The 18,634-nt window shown below is 47.5% G+C and carries 15 protein-coding genes, 1 other RNA gene and 1 pseudogene; 12 read left to right on the forward strand and 5 right to left on the reverse strand.

Annotated elements, in window-relative coordinates:
• The first annotated feature begins 325 nt into the window (after positions 1–325).
• Together MWG26_RS01565 and MWG26_RS01570 are read left to right on the forward strand one after the other, a co-directional pair.
• Positions 326–1,369 carry a class I mannose-6-phosphate isomerase gene (locus MWG26_RS01565; protein WP_244062685.1) on the forward strand — a complete coding sequence of 348 codons (1,044 nt, stop codon included), beginning with the start codon at positions 326–328 and terminating at the stop codon, positions 1,367–1,369.
• Between the two features lie 212 nt (positions 1,370–1,581).
• Positions 1,582–2,775 (forward strand): ROK family transcriptional regulator, encoded by a 1,194-nt coding sequence (locus MWG26_RS01570; RefSeq protein ID WP_025654387.1) that lies wholly within the window; start codon positions 1,582–1,584, stop codon positions 2,773–2,775.
• A 151-nt stretch (positions 2,776–2,926) separates the two neighbouring features.
• On the opposite strand, the gene MWG26_RS01575 is transcribed toward MWG26_RS01570, so the two are convergent.
• Complete coding sequence (locus MWG26_RS01575) at positions 2,927–4,450, reverse strand: DUF6128 domain-containing protein (RefSeq protein ID WP_025654388.1); 1,524 nt, start codon at positions 4,448–4,450, stop codon at positions 2,927–2,929.
• 179 nt (positions 4,451–4,629) lie between these two features.
• On the opposite strand from MWG26_RS01575, the gene tadA reads away from it, so the two are divergent.
• Positions 4,630–5,106 carry a tRNA adenosine(34) deaminase TadA gene (tadA, locus tag MWG26_RS01580; RefSeq protein WP_117441004.1) on the forward strand — a complete coding sequence of 159 codons (477 nt, stop codon included), beginning with the start codon at positions 4,630–4,632 and terminating at the stop codon, positions 5,104–5,106.
• Positions 5,107–5,205: 99 nt separating this feature from the next.
• On the opposite strand, the gene MWG26_RS01585 is transcribed toward tadA, so the two are convergent.
• The 3 genes and pseudogenes from MWG26_RS01585 to MWG26_RS23125 all read right to left on the reverse strand — a co-directional run bounded on the left by MWG26_RS01585 (position 5,206) and on the right by MWG26_RS23125 (position 8,028).
• Positions 5,206–6,810, reverse strand: coding sequence for an amidohydrolase (locus tag MWG26_RS01585; protein ID WP_044926268.1), 1,605 nt, complete (start codon positions 6,808–6,810; stop codon positions 5,206–5,208).
• 62 nt (positions 6,811–6,872) lie between these two features.
• The gene (locus tag MWG26_RS01590) at positions 6,873–7,439 is read right to left on the reverse strand and encodes a chromate transporter (RefSeq protein ID WP_025654390.1); all 567 of its coding nucleotides are present in this window, start codon (positions 7,437–7,439) and stop codon (positions 6,873–6,875) included.
• Positions 7,436–8,028: pseudogene (locus MWG26_RS23125) on the reverse strand (chromate transporter). Before MWG26_RS23125 ends, MWG26_RS01590 begins: the two are co-directional and overlap by 4 nt.
• A 275-nt stretch (positions 8,029–8,303) precedes the next feature.
• On the opposite strand from MWG26_RS23125, the gene MWG26_RS01600 reads away from it, so the two are divergent.
• Entirely contained in the window at positions 8,304–9,179 is an 876-nt protein-coding gene (locus MWG26_RS01600; protein ID WP_025654391.1) for a LysR family transcriptional regulator, read from the forward strand.
• 162 nt (positions 9,180–9,341) lie between these two features.
• Here MWG26_RS01600 and ffs read toward each other — a convergent pair.
• Positions 9,342–9,604: signal recognition particle sRNA large type (gene ffs / locus MWG26_RS01605), an RNA gene on the reverse strand.
• A 223-nt stretch (positions 9,605–9,827) separates the two neighbouring features.
• On the opposite strand from ffs, the gene MWG26_RS01610 reads away from it, so the two are divergent.
• The 8 genes from MWG26_RS01610 (at position 9,828) to MWG26_RS01645 (ending at position 18,374) form a co-directional block, all read left to right on the forward strand.
• Positions 9,828–11,558 (forward strand): B12-binding domain-containing radical SAM protein, encoded by a 1,731-nt coding sequence (locus tag MWG26_RS01610; RefSeq protein ID WP_025654392.1) that lies wholly within the window; start codon positions 9,828–9,830, stop codon positions 11,556–11,558.
• On the forward strand, positions 11,555–12,190 hold the full coding sequence (gene nth, locus MWG26_RS01615; RefSeq protein ID WP_025654393.1) for an endonuclease III: 636 nt from the start codon (positions 11,555–11,557) through the stop codon (positions 12,188–12,190). The genes MWG26_RS01610 and nth overlap by 4 nt, the downstream gene beginning before the upstream one ends.
• 172 nt (positions 12,191–12,362) lie before the next feature.
• A complete protein-coding gene (locus tag MWG26_RS01620) occupies positions 12,363–13,922 on the forward strand; it encodes a VanW family protein (protein ID WP_025654394.1) in 1,560 nt (519 codons plus the stop codon).
• 4 nt (positions 13,923–13,926) lie between these two features.
• Positions 13,927–14,943 carry an AIR synthase-related protein gene (locus MWG26_RS01625; RefSeq protein ID WP_025654395.1) on the forward strand — a complete coding sequence of 339 codons (1,017 nt, stop codon included), beginning with the start codon at positions 13,927–13,929 and terminating at the stop codon, positions 14,941–14,943.
• Between the two features lie 127 nt (positions 14,944–15,070).
• On the forward strand, positions 15,071–15,562 hold the full coding sequence (locus MWG26_RS01630) for an Lrp/AsnC family transcriptional regulator (protein ID WP_044926270.1): 492 nt from the start codon (positions 15,071–15,073) through the stop codon (positions 15,560–15,562).
• Positions 15,562–16,731 carry an aminotransferase class I/II-fold pyridoxal phosphate-dependent enzyme gene (locus MWG26_RS01635; RefSeq protein WP_025654397.1) on the forward strand — a complete coding sequence of 390 codons (1,170 nt, stop codon included), beginning with the start codon at positions 15,562–15,564 and terminating at the stop codon, positions 16,729–16,731. The genes MWG26_RS01630 and MWG26_RS01635 overlap by 1 nt, the downstream gene beginning before the upstream one ends.
• A 5-nt stretch (positions 16,732–16,736) precedes the next feature.
• Positions 16,737–17,234, forward strand: coding sequence for a tRNA (cytidine(34)-2'-O)-methyltransferase (locus MWG26_RS01640; protein ID WP_025654398.1), 498 nt, complete (start codon positions 16,737–16,739; stop codon positions 17,232–17,234).
• 420 nt (positions 17,235–17,654) lie between these two features.
• Entirely contained in the window at positions 17,655–18,374 is a 720-nt protein-coding gene (locus MWG26_RS01645; protein ID WP_025654399.1) for a GntR family transcriptional regulator, read from the forward strand.
• Positions 18,375–18,634 lie beyond the last annotated feature (260 nt).

Genomic DNA, 18,634 nt, shown 5'->3' on the forward strand with positions numbered 1-18,634 from the left:
TGTATTGTCATGTTCATACTCCCTTTCACAATTAAATATTCTGTAGTATTAGGGGCAGTAAGTAATATTAAGATGACGGGTACATTGGATTCCTTTGTTGCTATTGCTATATAGAGATGATAAGTGATAAAAAGTATTGTGCAATAATACTAGACAATTTGTTAACTCAATTGACAAAACGGGTGCGGGATGTTATGATCAAAATAAGAAGAGGTACTTCCAATAAGAGTGCCTTAATCATGACGTATGCGGCTGATCAGCCGCATACGCATAGCAAATGTCGATGAATGGAGGAAGAGACAGGAGTATGGATGCAGTTGAAAGAATGAAACATCCCATTTTTTTTAAGGAAAACCGTGTATGGAGGGTTTACAGCGGCGGTAAGCTTTTAGGGGATTTTGTGGGAAAGCCTGCGGAGGATGATTTTTATCCGGAGGAATGGATTGCTTCGGCGGTATCGGCCCTGAATAAGGACAGTACAGATCCGCGGGAGGGGCTGAGTGTAATTGAGGGAACAGATTTGACGCTAAAAGAGCTGATTGATACATATCCGGCCCAGATGCTGGGGACGGCAAGGAATCTGGGGGTGCTCGTGAAGTTTCTGGACAGTGCGGTCCGACTCCCGGTACAGGTTCATCCGGACCATGCTTTTTCGCGCAAATATCTGAACAGTGAATTTGGAAAGGCGGAGATGTGGATAGTTCTGGCAACCCGAGGGGATGCCTGCATTCATTTTGGCTTCCGGGAGCAGATGGATGAGAAACGGCTGACGCAGTCCGTAGAGAGATCTTATGAGAATAAAGAGGAAATGAGTGCTCTGTTGAACCGGTATCCCGTGAAGAGCGGGGATGTGTTTTTCATTCCCGGCAAGATGGTGCATGCGATCGGGCAGGGATGTCTGATACTGGAGATTCAGGAACCCACAGATTTTACAATACAGCCTGAGTTCTGGTGTGGGGATTATCTCCTGAGTGACAGTGAGATGTATCTGGACCTGGGGAGGGAGACGGCTCTGAAGTGCTTTGATTATGATATTTACGGGGAGGCCTGCGAAGAGCTGGCACGTCGTACACCGGTGGTTATATGGGAGCGGGACGGCGTACGAAAGGAGAGTATCATAACAGAGGAAGATACCGGATGCTTTTGTGTGGAACGATATTCTGTTTCAGAAGGGAAAGTACTGCTGGATGCGGCACCGGCCATTTATGTGGTTACAAAAGGGGAGGGAAAAGTAACAGGGGATGGTTACTCCAGAATGGTCAGGCAGGGGGATTATTTTTTCCTGCCGTACCAGGCAAAAGGAGCGTTCCGGGCGGAGACGGACGGCAGCCTTGAGATTGTAGAATGTCTGCCGCCGGCAGCAGAGTGAGGAGAATTACCAGGCTTGTGTGGAAGCATTTCAGACGATCGGTGTTTATGAAAAAGAGGAGCAAGTTTGAAACAATCGTCAGCTGCCTATCTTGAAGCTTTTAAAAAGGAGAACTCCAGGCTACCCACTTTTTGGTATGATAGAATCGTATCATAAAAGTATCTGTATATGAATCTGAAAAGATACTAGAAAAAATAAGGACAGGCGTAAATATGACGAAGAAGGTACTGAATGCTTCCGGAATGAAAAAAGCCAATCAGAAGAAGATATTGGATATGCTCAGAGTTGAGTCCGTATCCCGGGCGGAGTTATCCAGAAAAACGGGGCTGACGCGGGCCGGAATCAGTGGAATTATCGAGGAGCTCATGGCAAAAGGCGTAGTAGTGGAAGGCGAGACCATGCCGAACAGAGTCGGGCGCAGTTCAGTGGAACTGAAGCTGAACGGAGAGAGATACCTTATCGCCGGCATTTCGATCAGCCGGGATTATTGTACAGTGGGGATCAGCAATTTTTGCTGTGAGGTACTGGAATACCAGGAGGTTCTGTTTGACAAAGATCAGGATAACCCGCATACGGTATTTAGAAGGATAACAGAGATAATACGGGAAATGATGGCCGGCAGAGAAGCAGCGCTGCTGGGAATCGGTATTATTTCTCCGGGGGCGCTGGACATCGCTAATGGCAGAATTTTATCCCCGCCTAATTTTGAAAAATGGCATAATCTTAATATCTGCAGTTTTTTCCGGAGCCAGTTTGAGTGCCCGGTTGTGCTGGAGAACGATGCCAAAGCAATGGCTATTTCAGAAAAATACTGCGGTGCTGCCGGAACGGTTAAAAATTATGTGGAGATTGTCGTGGATTATGGAATTGGCGGTGGTATCGTTGTGGACGGGCAGCTTTATAAAGGCAGTTCGGGCAGCAGCAGTGAATTCGGGCATATTACTGTGGACATGAATGGAGGACTCTGCAGCTGCGGAAACAGAGGATGTGCAGAACTGTATGCAAATATTCCGAATATCATAGCGTATGCCCGTAAGTATGACAGTACTGTAACATCATGGGAAGAGATCGTAGACCGTGCTGAAGCCGGGGACGCTGATATGGGCAGGGTTATAGAGCGGGAGACAGAGTGTCTGGCCGCCGTCATTGTGAGTGCAGTCAATATCATTGATCCCGAAGTCGTATTTATTGGAGGAGACATTTCATACAAGTCCCGGATTCTGATTTCCGGCATCCAGAAAAGGGTAGATGAGCGGATTATGCGCAAAGCAATTCATGGGATTGAGATTCGTCCATCCGGCCTTACAAAGCATAAAAGGCTGATTCCCTGTTTCCATTTGCTGCTCAGTTACGTAATCGATCATTCCATTCTTTTTGAAGAAGCTCAGGCAAAGCTGCATCTGTAAAAGTAAAGAGAACAAGACCAATCTTCTTCCAAGATAGAGCCGCCGGCGGATGGCAGAGGTGCGCAGGGGTATTACGCCATGCGGAGCATGATGCGCGCCTCGCCGCAAGTACGCCAAGGCCTACTTGAATTAATTAAGCCGGCCATAGACACTATCTGATATACCGGCAGAAGTGTCCGAAGTCGGGACTGGGTGCTTTTTCGTCTTCATCCAGTTCCAACTGGTCTACATAGGTTTTGGTGAACTGCGGAAAACCAAACAGTTCCGCAGCTCTGGCTTCTCTTGGAGAGTAGATAGCAGGAACTCCGAGCCAGTAACGCCCATCTTCTTCTACCAGGAGAAGGTGGTGATAGTTGTGATATCCGTGGAGGAGAAAGCTGTTATTAGCAAGGTTCCAGCAGCGGCGGGGGAGGATCGAGAGTTCAGAACGCTGTATTTTCCGGGCTGTGGGGGAGGTTTGTGCTTCTTCTTCAAGGGAGTCCTGCAACTCTGTCCGGATTGTGTCAGCGGGGCCCTCTGTCCGGGCCGCGTTATCACCGGACATTGCAGTGTCTTTTGGCTCCGCCGGAGTATTGATTATCTCCCCAGTGGGGCTGAATTCTGAGGGCGGTATTTCCGTTTCAGAAGAGGGGAGTACATTTTGGATTATATCCTCTTCATCAGAAGGGAGTGCATCTGGGGTTATATATTCTTCATCAGAAGAGAGAGGTGAACTTTGTGGTATGTCTTCTTCATCAGAAGGGGGAAGTGAACTTTGTGGTATGTCTTCTTCATCAGAAGGGAGAAGTGAACTTTGTGGTATGTCGTCTTCATTAGAAGGGAGAAGTACACTTCGGGGCATATCGTCCTCATTAGAAGCGGGACGTGTATTACGGGTCATATCTTCTTCAACAGGAGAGTTGAGTGCATCAGGAGATACATTTGTTTCAGAAGAATTGTGAGTATCTGACGGAACATTTGTATCAGTATTGTCCGATGCATCTGATGAAATATCAACATCAGGATCGCTGAATGAATCGAAATACAGACCGGTATCAAAGTCACGGAATGTATCAGGGGGGATATCATCCCCAGACTTGTGAAAAGTATTAGAATACATAACATTTTCAGGGTCATTATATGCGTCTGAGCTATCCGTGTTTTCAGGAAGGCTTTGTGACTCCGCCTGTGCTTCGGCATCATTGGTGACAGGTAAACCGGTTCCCGCGGCTGGACCTGCTTCTGCAGACTCTGGGGAGTGGACTGCAGAGGGCGCAGGTTCTTCCGATACTGCGGCTGTACTGTCTCCGGATTTTTTCCACAGTTCGATTCCGCGGGTATCAAAGTCTGCTCCATCTGCGGCGGCTGCATAATACTGGCCGGAGTCCGTCTTCAGGAAAAAGCCGTCAATCTGCTCCAAGGGCCTGCCTTCTGGGAAAGTGGTGTCTGAAATGGTGAATCTTGCAGAGATACATTTATCTCCGCAGATGATCTCATCGACCTGACTGGAAATAAATTTTGAATTCTGCCTGCAGAATGCGTACAGCTTGACTGTGCTGCCAGTCTGCACCGGAATTCCCCTGACATTGACCTGCAGTACACAGGACTGGTAATGCTGGATTAATTTTATAAAGCCTGCATTACGCAGTTTTTGATTATTATTGTATTCATAAATATAACAGATACCGGGATTCATAATACACCTCTGGTCTTGTCTTTCTTTCAATCTAATTTATTCAGAGAGGTTTTGAAAAAGAACACTATTTGTGGTAAATTATATCAAAAGGGAAAAATTAGCGTACCGGCACATTGAAATTTAGGCTGGATATTAAGCTGAATATCAATGAGACAGTGCACAGGGTTGGAGAGATGATTATGAATGCAGACGAAAAATATATGAAAGAAGCTATCAGGCAGGCAAAAAAGGCATATGCCCTGGAGGAGGTTCCGATCGGATGTGTGATCGTATATCGGGATAAAATCATCGGACGGGGCTATAACAGGCGTACGATCGACAAGAACCCTCTGGCCCATGCGGAACTGACTGCGATACGAAAGGCCAGCAAAAAGCTGAATGACTGGCGGCTGGAGGAATGCACCCTGTATGTCACCCTGGAGCCATGCCAGATGTGCTCCGGCGCGATAATCCAGGCAAGGGTGCAGCGCGTGGTAGTTGGATGCATGAATCCCAAGGCAGGCTGTGCGGGATCCATTCTAAACCTGCTGGACATGCAGGAATTTAACCACCAGGCCGAGCTCGCGACGGGAGTGCTGGAAGAAGAGTGCAGTACCATGATGAAGCAGTTTTTTAAGGAACTGCGGGAAAAGCAAAAGAAGATGAGGGCCAAATAAAAGTAACAGCTCAGGCAGGCCTGAACTGTTATAGATAAAAACATGTAAAAGCGGAATTCTGGTCCGTGACGGCGCCAAACGTCCGTGACTGCTCTTCCATTATTTTTTGTACAGGGTTTTTCCTTCTTTAATCGTTTCCAGGACAACGATGTCTTTCAGCTTCATTTTGTCTGTTTTCAGCGGATTTTTGTCAAGAATAACAAGGTCTGCCAGTTTTCCAGCCTCCAGCGTACCTTTTTCCTGTTCTTCGTGATAGGCGTATGCAGTGTTAATGGTGATTGCCTTCAATGCATCATACACCCCAATCCTTTGTTCCGGGCCCAGGACTTCCCCGCCGCGCGTAACCCTGTTCACCGCGGCCCATACGGAGTGCAGCATATCCGGCTTTGTAACCGGCGTGTCCTGATGAAAATTCAGGACCAGCCCTCTGTCCAGCGCTGATTTACAAGGGCTGATTCGTCTGCCGCGGGTATCTCCCAGATTCTTTTTGTGAATATCGCCCCAGTAATAGACATGGCCGACAAAAATGGAGGGGATCATCTTCAAATCAGCCATCTTGTCTAGTTGATCATCCCTTGCCGTCTGGCAGTGGATCATAACAGGCCGGAGATCTGCATCAGCAGCCTCGGGTATCTTCTTCAGCCCTTTCTCATAGGCATTCAAAAACTGATCACCCGCCGCATCTCCATTGCAGTGCACCAGGATTTGTTTCCGGTCCCTCAAAGCCTGTTCCATAAACCCGGTTACGGTTTCATCTGTGAACCATGGATATGCACAGTAGCCCCCGCTGTTATCATAGGGCTTTGTCAGCCATGCCGATTTCCCCTGGGGGGAACCGTCCAGCACGGTTTTGTAACCTCCAAGTTTAAAATGGTTATTGTACTTCTGGTCACACTCCGGATACTCAATAAAGAACTGGCCCGGATCAGCTTCGCTCATAACCGGATAGGATACGACATCGAGTACAAAGGCACCTTCATCACATGCTTTCTTCATGAACTGAACCGCGTCTGTACTGCTGGCGCCGTCCTGAACGGTTGTGACTCCGTATTTCAGGTATTCCTGCTGTACGATCCGTAGGCCTTCCCTGAGATCCATCTTTATATGACCGGCGAGTAGTTTCTGCAGCTCAATCATTGCGGCTTCTTCCAGATATCCGTCCGGCTCTTTGGTTCCGGGGATCCTGCCGATGACACCGCCCTGAGGATCTGCAGTATTGCTGCCGATTCCTGCAAGTTTCAAAGCAGCACTGTTTGCGCAGCCCATATGGCCGGAAGCATGGGATACATAGATGGGGATACTTTCAGATACCTGATCCAGAATCTGTCTGGTGGGATGCCCTCCTTCTTTCAGAAAATTGTGGTCATAGCCGAAACCGACGACGATATCATTTACTGAAATGTGCCTCTCCGCAATATATTGATTCAATGTATTGATGACATCACGATAGCTGCCGCAGCCGCTCAGATCGGCGTTTAAGGCCATCTGCGCCGCCATTGAGACGTGGCCGTGTCCATCCAGAAAGGCGGGCATCAGAGTCTTTCCGTTCAGGTCAATATATTCGGTATCCGGGCCTGACAGCTTTTCTGCCCCGGCTTTCGGGCCTGCGTATGCAATTTTATGATCTGTTACAAGCAACGCCTCCGGCATATCGTGTTCCCCTGTCATTGCGATAATATTGCCGCCATAGTACAATTTTTGCATGATATATTCCATCCTTTCTGAAAGCGGATTTTTCTTGGTCTTATTTCAAATTATACCTCATATTACAAATAAAATACCACCCCTGCAGCACCGCTTATGACCATAATCAGGATTGGATTCATCTTCCGCCTGCGTAATATCACAAGCATCACAAAAAATATGAGCACTGCGATCCAGTTTATCTTCGAGAACATGGAATTTAATTGCAGGGTGCTGGTACCAAAAAATGCGAGCATTATAATTGTAGCTGCTGCTGAGATAATCAGGCCTAAAGATGCTGACTTCAGTCCGTTTAATATTTCAAAGATATAAGTAGAACTCCGGTGCTTTTGAAAAAAGCGGTATAAAAATAAAGAGATAGCTACTCCACATATTACACAGCCGACTGTAGCGGCTGCTGCGCCCCCGATGCCTCCGATCTGAAGGCCGACAAAAGTAGAGGTATTAACGGCCAGTGGGCCTGGTGTCATCTGTGAGATTGTAATAATGTCCGTAAAGAGCTTTTCACTGATCCATCCGGCTTGATTTACCACTTGCTCTTGAATTAAAGGAATGATTGCATAACCGCCTCCAATACTGAGCAGGCCGATTTTGAAAAATGTAAAAAATAAATTCCAGATTGTTGTCATTTCATCTTCCTCTTTTCCCAAAACACCCGTATCACACATAAAAAGCAGCAGACAACCAGTATCAAAGCCACATTAATACCGAGCACAAAGTTTGCCAAAAAAGCGGCAGGTATCATGGCAGATAAAAACCAGGAACGCTCCTTCAGGATCAGAGCGCACATGTCTATGATCAGATCTACAATCAGTGCGGCCACGCCCGCCTGCATCCCTTTTAACACGGCCGCAACAACAGCGTTTGAGATAAAAGCTGTATAAAATGTCGATACCAGCCCGAGTATAACAAGGGGGGGATGACGGCGGCAATACAGCTGATGGCGGCGCCCAGAGTTCCCGCGACCCGATATCCTGCCAGCGCAGACAGGTTAATGGCAATCGCTCCGGGAGTCGACTGTGCCACAGCTGCCATACCTACCAGGTCCTCCTCTGTAAAATACTGTTTCTGGGTTACAAAATAACGGCGGACCATAGGTACAACTACATAGCCGCCGCCGAAAGTAAAACTGCTGATAAACAGGTTGACTGCCAAAAGCCAGAAATATGTTTGTTTCTTGGGATGCTCCATCATGCCCCTCCTCTCTGTTTCTCCCATTATAGTTCTTGTTGAGATATCTGTAAAATGATATAATTATATAGAATATATAAATTTAATTCATGTAACAGTTCAGGCAGGCCTGAACTGTTACGCATCCAGCCCAGTGAAATTCACCTACGGCGAAGGGTGCTGTGCGCCAGTAGCGCACGTTTAGCACGGACCGAAGCGTAGCGGAGACCTGGATGCCTGCAACCGCCATGTTTCGTACGGCCTGCGCAGTAAATGCGCAGACCTGCTTAAACAGTTACTGATTCATGTCAGGAGGAGAGCTTATGAACATACGGCATTTAGAAATTATAGAAGCAGTTGAGCAGACCGGAACTTTTACAGGTGCAGCAAAAAAACTGCACCTCACACAATCTGCGGTATCGCACGCGATAGCCGAACTGGAACAGCAGGCCGGGACAGCGCTGTTTGACCGTCTGCCGCGGGGCGTATGCCTGACGAGCTGCGGTACAATGCTGCTGAAAGAGGCGCGGAGCATACTGGCCTCCTGCCGCAGCCTGGATCAGCGGATCAGCCATTTAGAAGAATGCACCCCTGTTAATATTGTGTCCAGTATCACGATAGCATCTTTTCACCTGCCCCAGATTCTAAACCGTTTGAAAGCCGTACTTCCGGAACTTCAGGTGAATGTGCGCGTAGCAAGTGCCAATTCGGCAATGGGGATTCTACAAAACGGGGAAGCGGATATTGCCTTCTGGGAAGGTGTTGAGCCCCAGGGAGCATTTCGGACCATTTTATTGGGCAGCTATAAGCTGTGCGCCGTGTGCGCTCCCGATTTTCCGCTGCCTGACCGGGCAGTATCCCCCCGCCGGCTGTGCACATTGCCGCTATTGCTGCGGGAGAAGGGCAGTGCGGTACGGGATACTTTTGACAGTACACTGTCACTTGCAAACCAAAAGGCCTATCCCAGATGGGAAAGCGTGAATTCTTTTGCACTTGTTAAAGCTGCAGAAGCTGGCCTGGGCGTTGCCATTTTGCCCGAGTGTTTATTGACAGACCCTGTTTCGGAGAAAAAGTTACGCCTGATACAATTGGAGGGGATGGAAATGGAAAATAAAATGCTGGCAGTACTGCATGAAAATAAATATATTACACAGCCTATGCAAATGATATTGGATACCTTAAAAGGTATGCCTTTGTGAAAAAAAAGGGTATAATACAGAAAAAGAAAGGGCACAAAGAACATATCAAAACCTAAAACATATAAAATGGCTGAACCCTGCAGATACACCGAATGTACCAGCAAAGTTCAGCCATTTTTTAAGCGTAAACTTTTTTATCATTATGTCAGAATTATCTTTTTTTCGTGCATTACGCTTCGAATGCATCTCCACAGACGTTACCTCGGCAGTTAACTCAACCCAGGCACCCTCACGGCACCCGGAAGGTTCTGCTTAGTGCTGCTTCGTTCCCGACCTGACACGGTTCACAGATTCCCGTCGCGTAAGACCCAGATCTCAACGCCACTTTCCAAGGGCAGCTCTGCAAATCAGCACCCTCTGCGTAATATCACCCCTGCTATAGCGGATTGCAGGTACAAGGTACCGCTAACACCCCGGCTGCACGAGTCTTAATTTTACCTTGTTTTTGCCGAAATGTCAACGGATTAGCGGAGTTTTTATTTACTATAAGTAAAAAATATAGTAAAATTAGCCTTTAAGACGTGGCTGATAGAAATTTTGCTGCGTTTTGCATGAAAATCATGGGTCTGGAGTATCTAGTATAAGCCAACATCTGTTCCCGGCCCCGAACAGATACAACAGGCCTTAAAATTGGAGATGTGAATTTTTATGAAGGTTTTATTAGCAGCAGTCAATGCAAAATATATACATTCCAATCTGGCGGTTTACAGTCTGAAGAGCTTTGCGGCAGAGTATGCACGGGAGATTCACATCGCAGAGTATACCATTAACCAGAGAATTGATGATATTCTGGCGGATCTTTACAGGCAGAAGCCAGATATTCTGTGCTTTTCCTGCTATCTCTGGAATATCAGTTATGTGAAGCAGATTGTGGTTGAGATTAAGAAAGTGCTGCCCCGCATACGTATCTGGCTTGGCGGTCCGGAGGTTTCCTACAATGCTGCGGAGATGCTGGAAAGTTATCCACAGCTGGATGGTATTATGCGAGGGGAAGGGGAAGAAACATTTCTGGAACTGCTTCATTATTATCACTGTAAACGGCATAACCTGGAGGATGTGATGGGGATTGTTTACCGCAGGGATGACGGTGCCGCAGAAAGCTTCACGGAACAGGCGGAGATTGTGGAAAACCCATGGCGGCCGGTGATAGATCTCAGCCGGGTTCCGTTTGTCTATCAGGATATGGATGAATTTAAAAATAAGATCATCTATTATGAGTCCAGCAGGGGCTGTCCGTTTTCTTGCAGCTACTGTCTTTCTTCTATCGATAAAGCCCTCCGATTCCGGGATCTTTCCCTGGTGAAAAAGGAACTGCAGCAGTTTATTGATGCAGAGATTCCGCAGGTAAAATTTGTGGACAGAACCTTTAACTGCCGGCATGATCATGCCATGGCCGTGTGGTCTTATATCGCGGCTTATGATAAAGGGAAGACAAACTTTCATTTCGAAGTGGCAGCAGACCTGTTAAGTGAAGAAGAACTGAGGCTCATCGAAACGATGCGTCCGGGGCTGATCCAGCTGGAAATCGGCGTGCAGTCGGTGAATCCGGATACGATCCGGGAGATCAGGCGTGTTATGAAGTTTGAAGAAGTGAAACGGGTGGTCAGCGGGATCCGGGCGGGTGGAAACGTGCATCAGCATCTGGATCTGATCGCCGGACTTCCCTTCGAGGACTATCACAGCTTCAGGCATTCTTTTAATGAAGTTTATGCGCTGCGGCCCGAGCAGCTGCAGCTTGGATTTTTGAAGGTATTAAAGGGTTCGTGCATGCAGGAACGTGCAGGAGAGTATGAGCTTCAATACCAAGACAGGCCGCCTTTTGAAGTGTTGTCTACAAAGTGGATGTCCTATGCCGACATCCTCCGCCTCAAAGGGATTGAGGAGATGGTGGAAGTGCATTACAACAGCGGGCAGTTCCAGAATACATTGTCTTTGCTGGAACGCGTATTTATGGACAGCTTTACCCTATATGAAGAGCTCAGCCGGTACTATGAAGACAATTCGCTTCATATGGTGAACCATTCAAGAATTACGAGGTATGAGATCCTTTATCGGTTTGCCCTTGCGCACGATGGGAAACATGCAGACCAATACAGGAAAGCCCTGACGGTTGATTTATACCTCAGGGATAATGTTAAGAACCGTCCCGATTTTGCCGGGGTTCCCGCTCTCGGAAAAGAGGAGGCCGCCGCGTTTTACGACAGAGAGGCACTAGAACACCGGTATCTGAAGGGATATGAGCATTTTGATAAGAGACAGATGCGAAAAATGACCCATCTGGAAAAGATGGATGGTAAGTTGGTGCTGTTTGACTATAAGAACAGAGATGTTCTGACAAATCAGGCAAAAGTATTTTATATAAATAAGGAGCGTTTATGAAAAAAAGAACAAGAGAGATTCTCTCCATTCTGGATGAACAGTATGGCCGGGAATACGTGTGTTATCTGAACCATGAGACTCCCTGGCAGTTATTGATTGCCACCATACTCAGCGCCCAGTGCACAGATGCGAGGGTCAATATCGTAACACAGGACTTATTTCAGAAGTATGACACGGTGGAGAAGTTTGCCAATGCAGATCTGAAGGAATTGGAGAAGGATATTAAGCCCACCGGCTTCTACCATACCAAAGCTAAAAATATCATCGCCTGCACAAAGGCCCTCGTAGATCGGTTTGGCGGGGAGGTCCCGCGCAGTCTGGAAGAACTAACCTCTCTGGCAGGGGTAGGGCGCAAGACCGCGAATGTTATCCGCGGAAATATATACCACGAGCCGAGCGTGGTGGTGGATACGCATGTCAAACGAATCTCAAAACGTCTGGGGCTTACAGAAAATGAGGACCCGGAAAAGATCGAACAGGATTTGATGAGAGCACTTCCAAAAGACCACTGGATTCTGTATAATATACAGATTATTACATTCGGACGTTCCATCTGTACGGCCAGGAGTCCAAAGTGCGGGGAATGCTTCTTGCAAAAATATTGTAAAGAGTATAGAATAAAATCTAACTAACTAAAATTTGATTCAGGTATAAAGAGGTGAATGAGGTTGAATTTCTATAATAAAAAGGTAAGAAGGATTATATCAATTGTCATTATGGTCATTATCCTGGCGATGGTCGCTACGATGGTAATACCATATCTTGTATAATAGGGAAGTGAATTAAGAAGTCAGGTGAAATGATATGGCAGACAGAAGAAGAAAACGAAGAAGACGCAGACAACAGAGAAGAGCTGTTATCGGAACAGCCTTCGTTTTGGTGTGCGCACTTCTGGTCATTGTCTGTGTGCAGATTTTTCTCCGGAGCTATATCCGGAAGTTTGACAGCCATAGGATTATTCAGGGCGTTTCTGTGGGGTATACGGATGTGTCCGGTCTGACGGTGGAGAAAGCAAAGGAAAAGGTGGAGTCGGAGGTAACGGCATCCATGAAGGCCAGATTGGATCTGACGCTGGAGGACGGCAGACATTCGGAGGTAGAGCTGTCGGCTCTTGGGATTTCCGTAAAAGACCTGGATAAGACGCTTAGGGAGGCGCTTGACTATGGCAGGAAGGGCAGTGCAGTCCAATGCTATAAGATTATGAAGAAGGCCGAGAAGAATGAGAATAAGAAAAAGTTCCCGGTGGAGTATCAGGTTACTGAGAAGTCGGCAAAGGAGGCATTGAACCACGCGATGTGCCAGGTTCTGCACCTACCGGAAAATGCAAAAGTGACACAGGATGATTCCGGTGTGGTGATTGTGGAGCAGAAGGCTGGTGAAGTACTGGATATCGAGAAGACGGTGAAGAGCATCAACAAATTGCTAGGCGGCGATTGGGACGGGAAGGACGCCAGTATTCCTGCTTATGTGGAATATATTGATCCGGAGGTGACAAAAGCGGATTTAAAGGACGTTACCGACCTGCTGGGTAGTTTCACGACTTTTTATGGAAGCGATGGTTCCGGGCGTGCGCAGAACATAGAGAGCGGTGCAAAGCACATCGACGGAGCCTTTTTGAAACCGGGCGAAGAATATTCTGCCAATGCGGCGATGGAGCCCTATACCGAGGAGAACGGATTTACCACGGCGGCCTCCTATGAGGATGATAAGGTGGTGGAATCCATGGGAGGCGGTATCTGCCAGATCTCTACGACGCTGTATAATGCGGTGCTCTTTGCAGAGCTGGAAGTGACGGAGCGTTCTCCTCATACCATGCTTATCTCCTATGTGGACCGTTCCCAGGATGCTGCAATTGCAGATGATGTGAAGGATTTGAAGTTTAAAAATAATCAGCAGACACCGATTTATATAGAAGGAATTCTTGCGGACGGCTGTATCACGTTTAACATATATGGCAAGGAAACCCGGGATCCAGGAAGAACTCTTGAATTTGTCAGCGAGACGACAAATGAAACGATGCCGGAGGGGAAACGATTCGTTGCGACTGAAGAGCCGGCAGGAACGCTGTATACCACCCGGCAGGCACAGCCGGAGATTTCCGCACGCCTTTGGAAGGTTGTATACCAGGATGGCGAGGAACAGAGCCGTCAGATTATAAATAACAGCCAGTACGTACCGGTGAAAGAGACAGTTGCAGTGGGAACCGCATCTGCGAATCCCGAAGTGACAGAAAAGATCAATCAGGCAATCCAGACTCAGGATGAGGCAAGGATACTGAGTGCTGTCCAGGGGGACAGTCAGGCGGAAAACCAGGAGGACAGCCAGGGAGCCGTCCAGGAGAATAACGGGGAGCAGGGACAGTGAATCTATGAAAGCAGGCAATATATCACAGACTATATGGAAACGGTCTGTAAAAAAACAACTGCATACTGAAAGGAAAGAAGTTCTCTTCCAGCCATCGGCGGAAGAGGCGTGCAGCGTGGTTCGTATTTCGAAAGGAAAGCTGGCTGTGTGCGCACAGGCAGAGGTCTCTGGAGCTTCCGTGAGGACAGGGATCTATGCGGCAGTAAGGGCGCTGAATGATCTGGCGGTTCATGGGGTTGAACCGACGGCATTGACCGTACAGATTTTGCTGACGCCGGATGCGCAGGAGGGTGATCTGAAAGCGATGACCGGCTGTCTGGAATCCGTTTGCCTGGAGGCAGGTGTGCAGCTAGCCTGTGTGCGGGCCGAGGTGACTCCGGCCGTTGTCCGGACGGTTATATTTGTGACGGCGCAGGGAGAGGCGGCGGAGGATGCGCTGCTACGTCCTGCTTATGCCCTTCCGGGACAGGATATCGTACTGTGCGGCTATGCAGGACTGGAGGGCATGCTGCGGATTCTGGATGAGCGGGAAGAAGAGCTGGGCAGGAGATTTGTTCCCGCCTTCATTCAGCAGATGAAGCAACTCAGAGGGAACGTGCTGGCGCTTGATGCCGCCCGTGCAGCGGCCGCTGCCGGAGTAAAGGCGATGTACCAGGTTGGAAGCGGCGGGATATTTGCCGGCCTTTGGGAACTGGCAGAGGCGGCAGGAATCGGTCTGGATGTGGAACTGTCCGGTATATCTGTCAGACAGGAGACTGTGGAGCTCTGCGAGTATTATAACCTGAATCCCTATCAGCTGACATCTGCGGGCTGCATCCTTATGACTGCCCGGGACGGAGATGCGCTTGTGAAAGCGCTGGAAAGGGTGGGCGCACGAGCCAGCAAGCTTGGGGTTACCACGGACAAGAAGGCCAGGGTAATCACAAGCGGTGAAGAACAACGATACTTAGACAGGCCGGCTCCAGATGAACTGATGTGCTGGTGGGAGCGGACCGGCGGTACGGATTGCCGGCCTGTGTAAATATAGATTTCCGTACGGCATACGCTGTGCGGCCGCACGGAGGGAACAGTTCAGGCCTGCCTGAATTGCTGCGCGCGAAGCAAAGAGGATCTAAGATACACAATGGCAGAATGAAGGAGGAGTAGAAATGGATAACCTGAGAAATGAAATTTTAAGATATCTGGAGACAAACAGCCGGGTCAATCTGGCGGAACTTGGAGTTCTGGTCGGAGTGGATGAGACGACAGTGGCAAATGAGATTGCCGATATGGAAAAAGAAAAGATTATCTGCGGATACCATACGCTGATCGACTGGGATAAGGCTGGCGTGGAGTCTGTGACAGCACTGATTGAGGTGCGCGTGACACCGCAGCGCAACCAGGGATTTGACCGGATTGCAGAGAGAATCTACAATTATCCGGAAGTACATGCGGTATACCTGATATCCGGAGGATACGACCTGCTCGTGACACTAGAGGGAAAAACACTGAAAGAAGTATCCCGCTTTGTGTCTGAGAAGCTTTCACCTATTGATGCTGTGATCAGTACTGCAACATATTTTATATTGAAAAAATACAAAGACCATGGAACGGTTTTGGTACCGAAGAAAGAATCAGAAAGGATGCTGGTGACACCGTAATGAGAAATCCATTATCTAAAAAAATAATCGAAATCGAACCGTCCGGCATCCGCAAGTTCTTTGACGTGGCAAATGAGATGAAAGATGCGATTTCACTGGGCGTGGGGGAACCGGACTTTGACACTCCCTGGCGGATACGTGAGGAGGGCATCTTTTCTCTGGAAAGGGGCCGCACCTTCTATACATCCAATGCCGGACTGCAGGAATTAAGGGATGAGATCTGTAATTATCTGGAGCGAAAGATTCATGTCAGATATGATTCCAGACATGAGACCCTGGTTACCGTGGGCGGCAGCGAGGCCATTGATGTGGGTCTGCGCTGTATGCTGGATCCCGGAGATGAAGTTCTGATTCCACAGCCCAGTTATGTATCCTATCTACCATGTACCGTCATGGCAGACGGCAAACCGGTTGTAATACCTCTGCAGTATGAAAATGAGTTTAAGCTGACGGTTGAAGACCTGGAGAAGTATATTTCTCCAAGGACGAAAGTGTTGATCATGCCTTTCCCTAATAATCCGACAGGATCCATTATGACAAAAGAGGATCTGGAGCCGGTGGCAGAGTTTGTAAAAGAACATGATCTATATGTCATCTCAGACGAGATTTATTCAGAACTGACCTACAAAACTGAGCACGTATCCATCGCCAGCCTTCCGGGAATGCGGGAGAGGACGATAGTGATCAACGGCTTTTCCAAAGGATTCGCTATGACGGGATGGCGCCTTGGCTATTGCTGTGGTCCGGAGACAATTATCGAACAGATGGTGAAACTACACCAGTTCGCCATCATGTGCGCGCCTACAAACAGCCAGTATGCAGCGATTGAGGGCCTGAGAAACTGCGACGATGAGGTGGAGGAGATGCGCAAATCCTATAATCAGAGAAGGCGTTTTCTGATGCATGAATTCGCTCGCATGGGGCTGGAATGCTTTGAACCATTCGGTGCATTTTATGTATTCCCAAGCATCCTGGAGTTTAATATGACATCCGAGGAGTTTGCAACCCGCCTTCTGGAGGAGGAGAAGGTCGCTGTTGTTCCCGGAACCGCATTTGGAAAATGCGGAGAGGGCTTTCTGCGTATCTCCTACGCATATTCCCTGGATGACCTGAAGGAAGCGCTGGGGCGTTTGGGCAGCTTTATTCAGCGCCTCAGAAACGAGAGGTAAATGCAATGCTTAATATTGTACTGCTGGAGCCGGAGATCCCGGCAAACACCGGGAACATCGGGAGAACCTGCGTAGCCACGAATACGCGCCTGCATCTGATTGAACCACTGGGGTTTAAGCTGAACGAGAAAGCGTTAAAGCGTGCGGGGATGGACTATTGGGCCGATCTGGATGTAACCACATATATTGATTTTAAAGATTTTCAAAAGAAAAATCCGGACGCCAGGTTATACATGGCTACTACAAAGGCGCCGAAAGTATACACGGAGGTTCACTATGAACCGGACTGCTATATCATGTTCGGAAAGGAAAGCGCCGGCATTCCGGAGGAGATTCTGGTGGAACATCAGGAGGATTGTGTCAGAATCCCTATGGACGGTGATATCCGTTCACTGAACCTGGGGAATTCCGTAGCGGTTATCTTATATGAGGCTTTGCGTCAGAACGGATTCTCCGGTATGAATCTCGAGGGGCATCTGCACCATCTGCACTGGCGGGAATGACAAACCGGAGCAGAGGTGTTATGAAAGACGGAGCATGGCGCGCGTCTCGCTGCAAGCATGCTTAAAATTAAAAAAATTGTGAATAGAAAGAACCAGAAAAAGGATAAATAAATCTTAATTTCTGGTTCTTTTTTTTGAACGGCAGCAATTGTTACCGAGGGACAGCCTGTTCCTGAAGAAAAAGGGAAGTTTTTGGATATAAAATATTTGATGTCTCCATTTTCGTATAGGCGGATATATAACCAGATATCTTCGCCAGGCTCCACGTAATTACGATTACCATCCTTGCGGCCAGCGATTAAGAAACTATTGTTCGCTGTAGTACTAGTCAGCACGAACATGATTTGGTACAATAAATTATTAACGGTACCTGACAAGAATTCCTTAATAAACATAAGAAAGTGAAAGGAAGTATAAGCAATGACAGAATATGTATTAAGTGAAGAGTTTAAAAGTAATGTGCAGCAGGAGATGGAGAGCAACCCTTTCGCTGTTTTAAGCCGCCTGATTTATCAAGAACTGTATCAGGAGGTGATTGAGGGGCATCTGTTGCCCGAACATAAGATCATTGAATCTAAAATTGCGAAAGAATTGAATGTTTCCCGTTCTCCTGTGAAAGTAGCACTTTCCGATATGGTGGATGAAGGGATTTTCTTCCGGGGCGTGGGAAAAACCGTCCATGTAAAGCCGATTTCTTATGAGGAATGTCTGTGGATTTATGAAGCAAGGATGACACTGGAACCCAAAGCTGCTTATCAGGCAGCAAAGCGGATCAAGCCTGCGGAGTTGCAGCAGTTAAAGGAACTTATCAGTAAATTTGAAGAGATCGACAATACCATGGATCAGAGAGAGTATACCAGAACAGATAAGCAGTTTCACGAGATTATCATCAAGGCATCCCGCAATCCATATTTGGTGAGTATGTACAAGTCTATAGAATGTCCTCTGGCCTGCTATCGCAATCAGCTCAACCAGCTTGCTTATGAAGAATGTTTTCAGCAGCATGACATGGGGAGCGGATCGGAGCATCACAAGGCAATATTTAACATGCTTAAAAACCATCTGCCCTTATTGGCGGAAGATGAGATGCGCAATGATATACAGCGGATGTATGGGACAATGTCACGGCTGAGAAAGTAAAGGTCAGAGTGCGTTACAGAAAATAATGAGTTTTAAGTTCATATACCCTGTAAAGAGACTATCATAGGTTTCTTTACAGGGTGTTTTATTTGTTGAAAATGTACAATATATAGATGAAAATATGAAGATTAAGTGCAATATAAACAGGAAAATAAAATAAATGTTTCCGAATACAAACAAAAAATACAAAAAAAATCGATTAAAGAACTTATTTTGACACATATTGTTGAGTGTTTATATAATAATCGTGGCAATAGAAA

This window comes from Faecalicatena contorta (assembly GCF_022835095.1).
In the GTDB taxonomy this organism is placed as follows: domain Bacteria; phylum Bacillota; class Clostridia; order Lachnospirales; family Lachnospiraceae; genus Faecalicatena; species Faecalicatena contorta.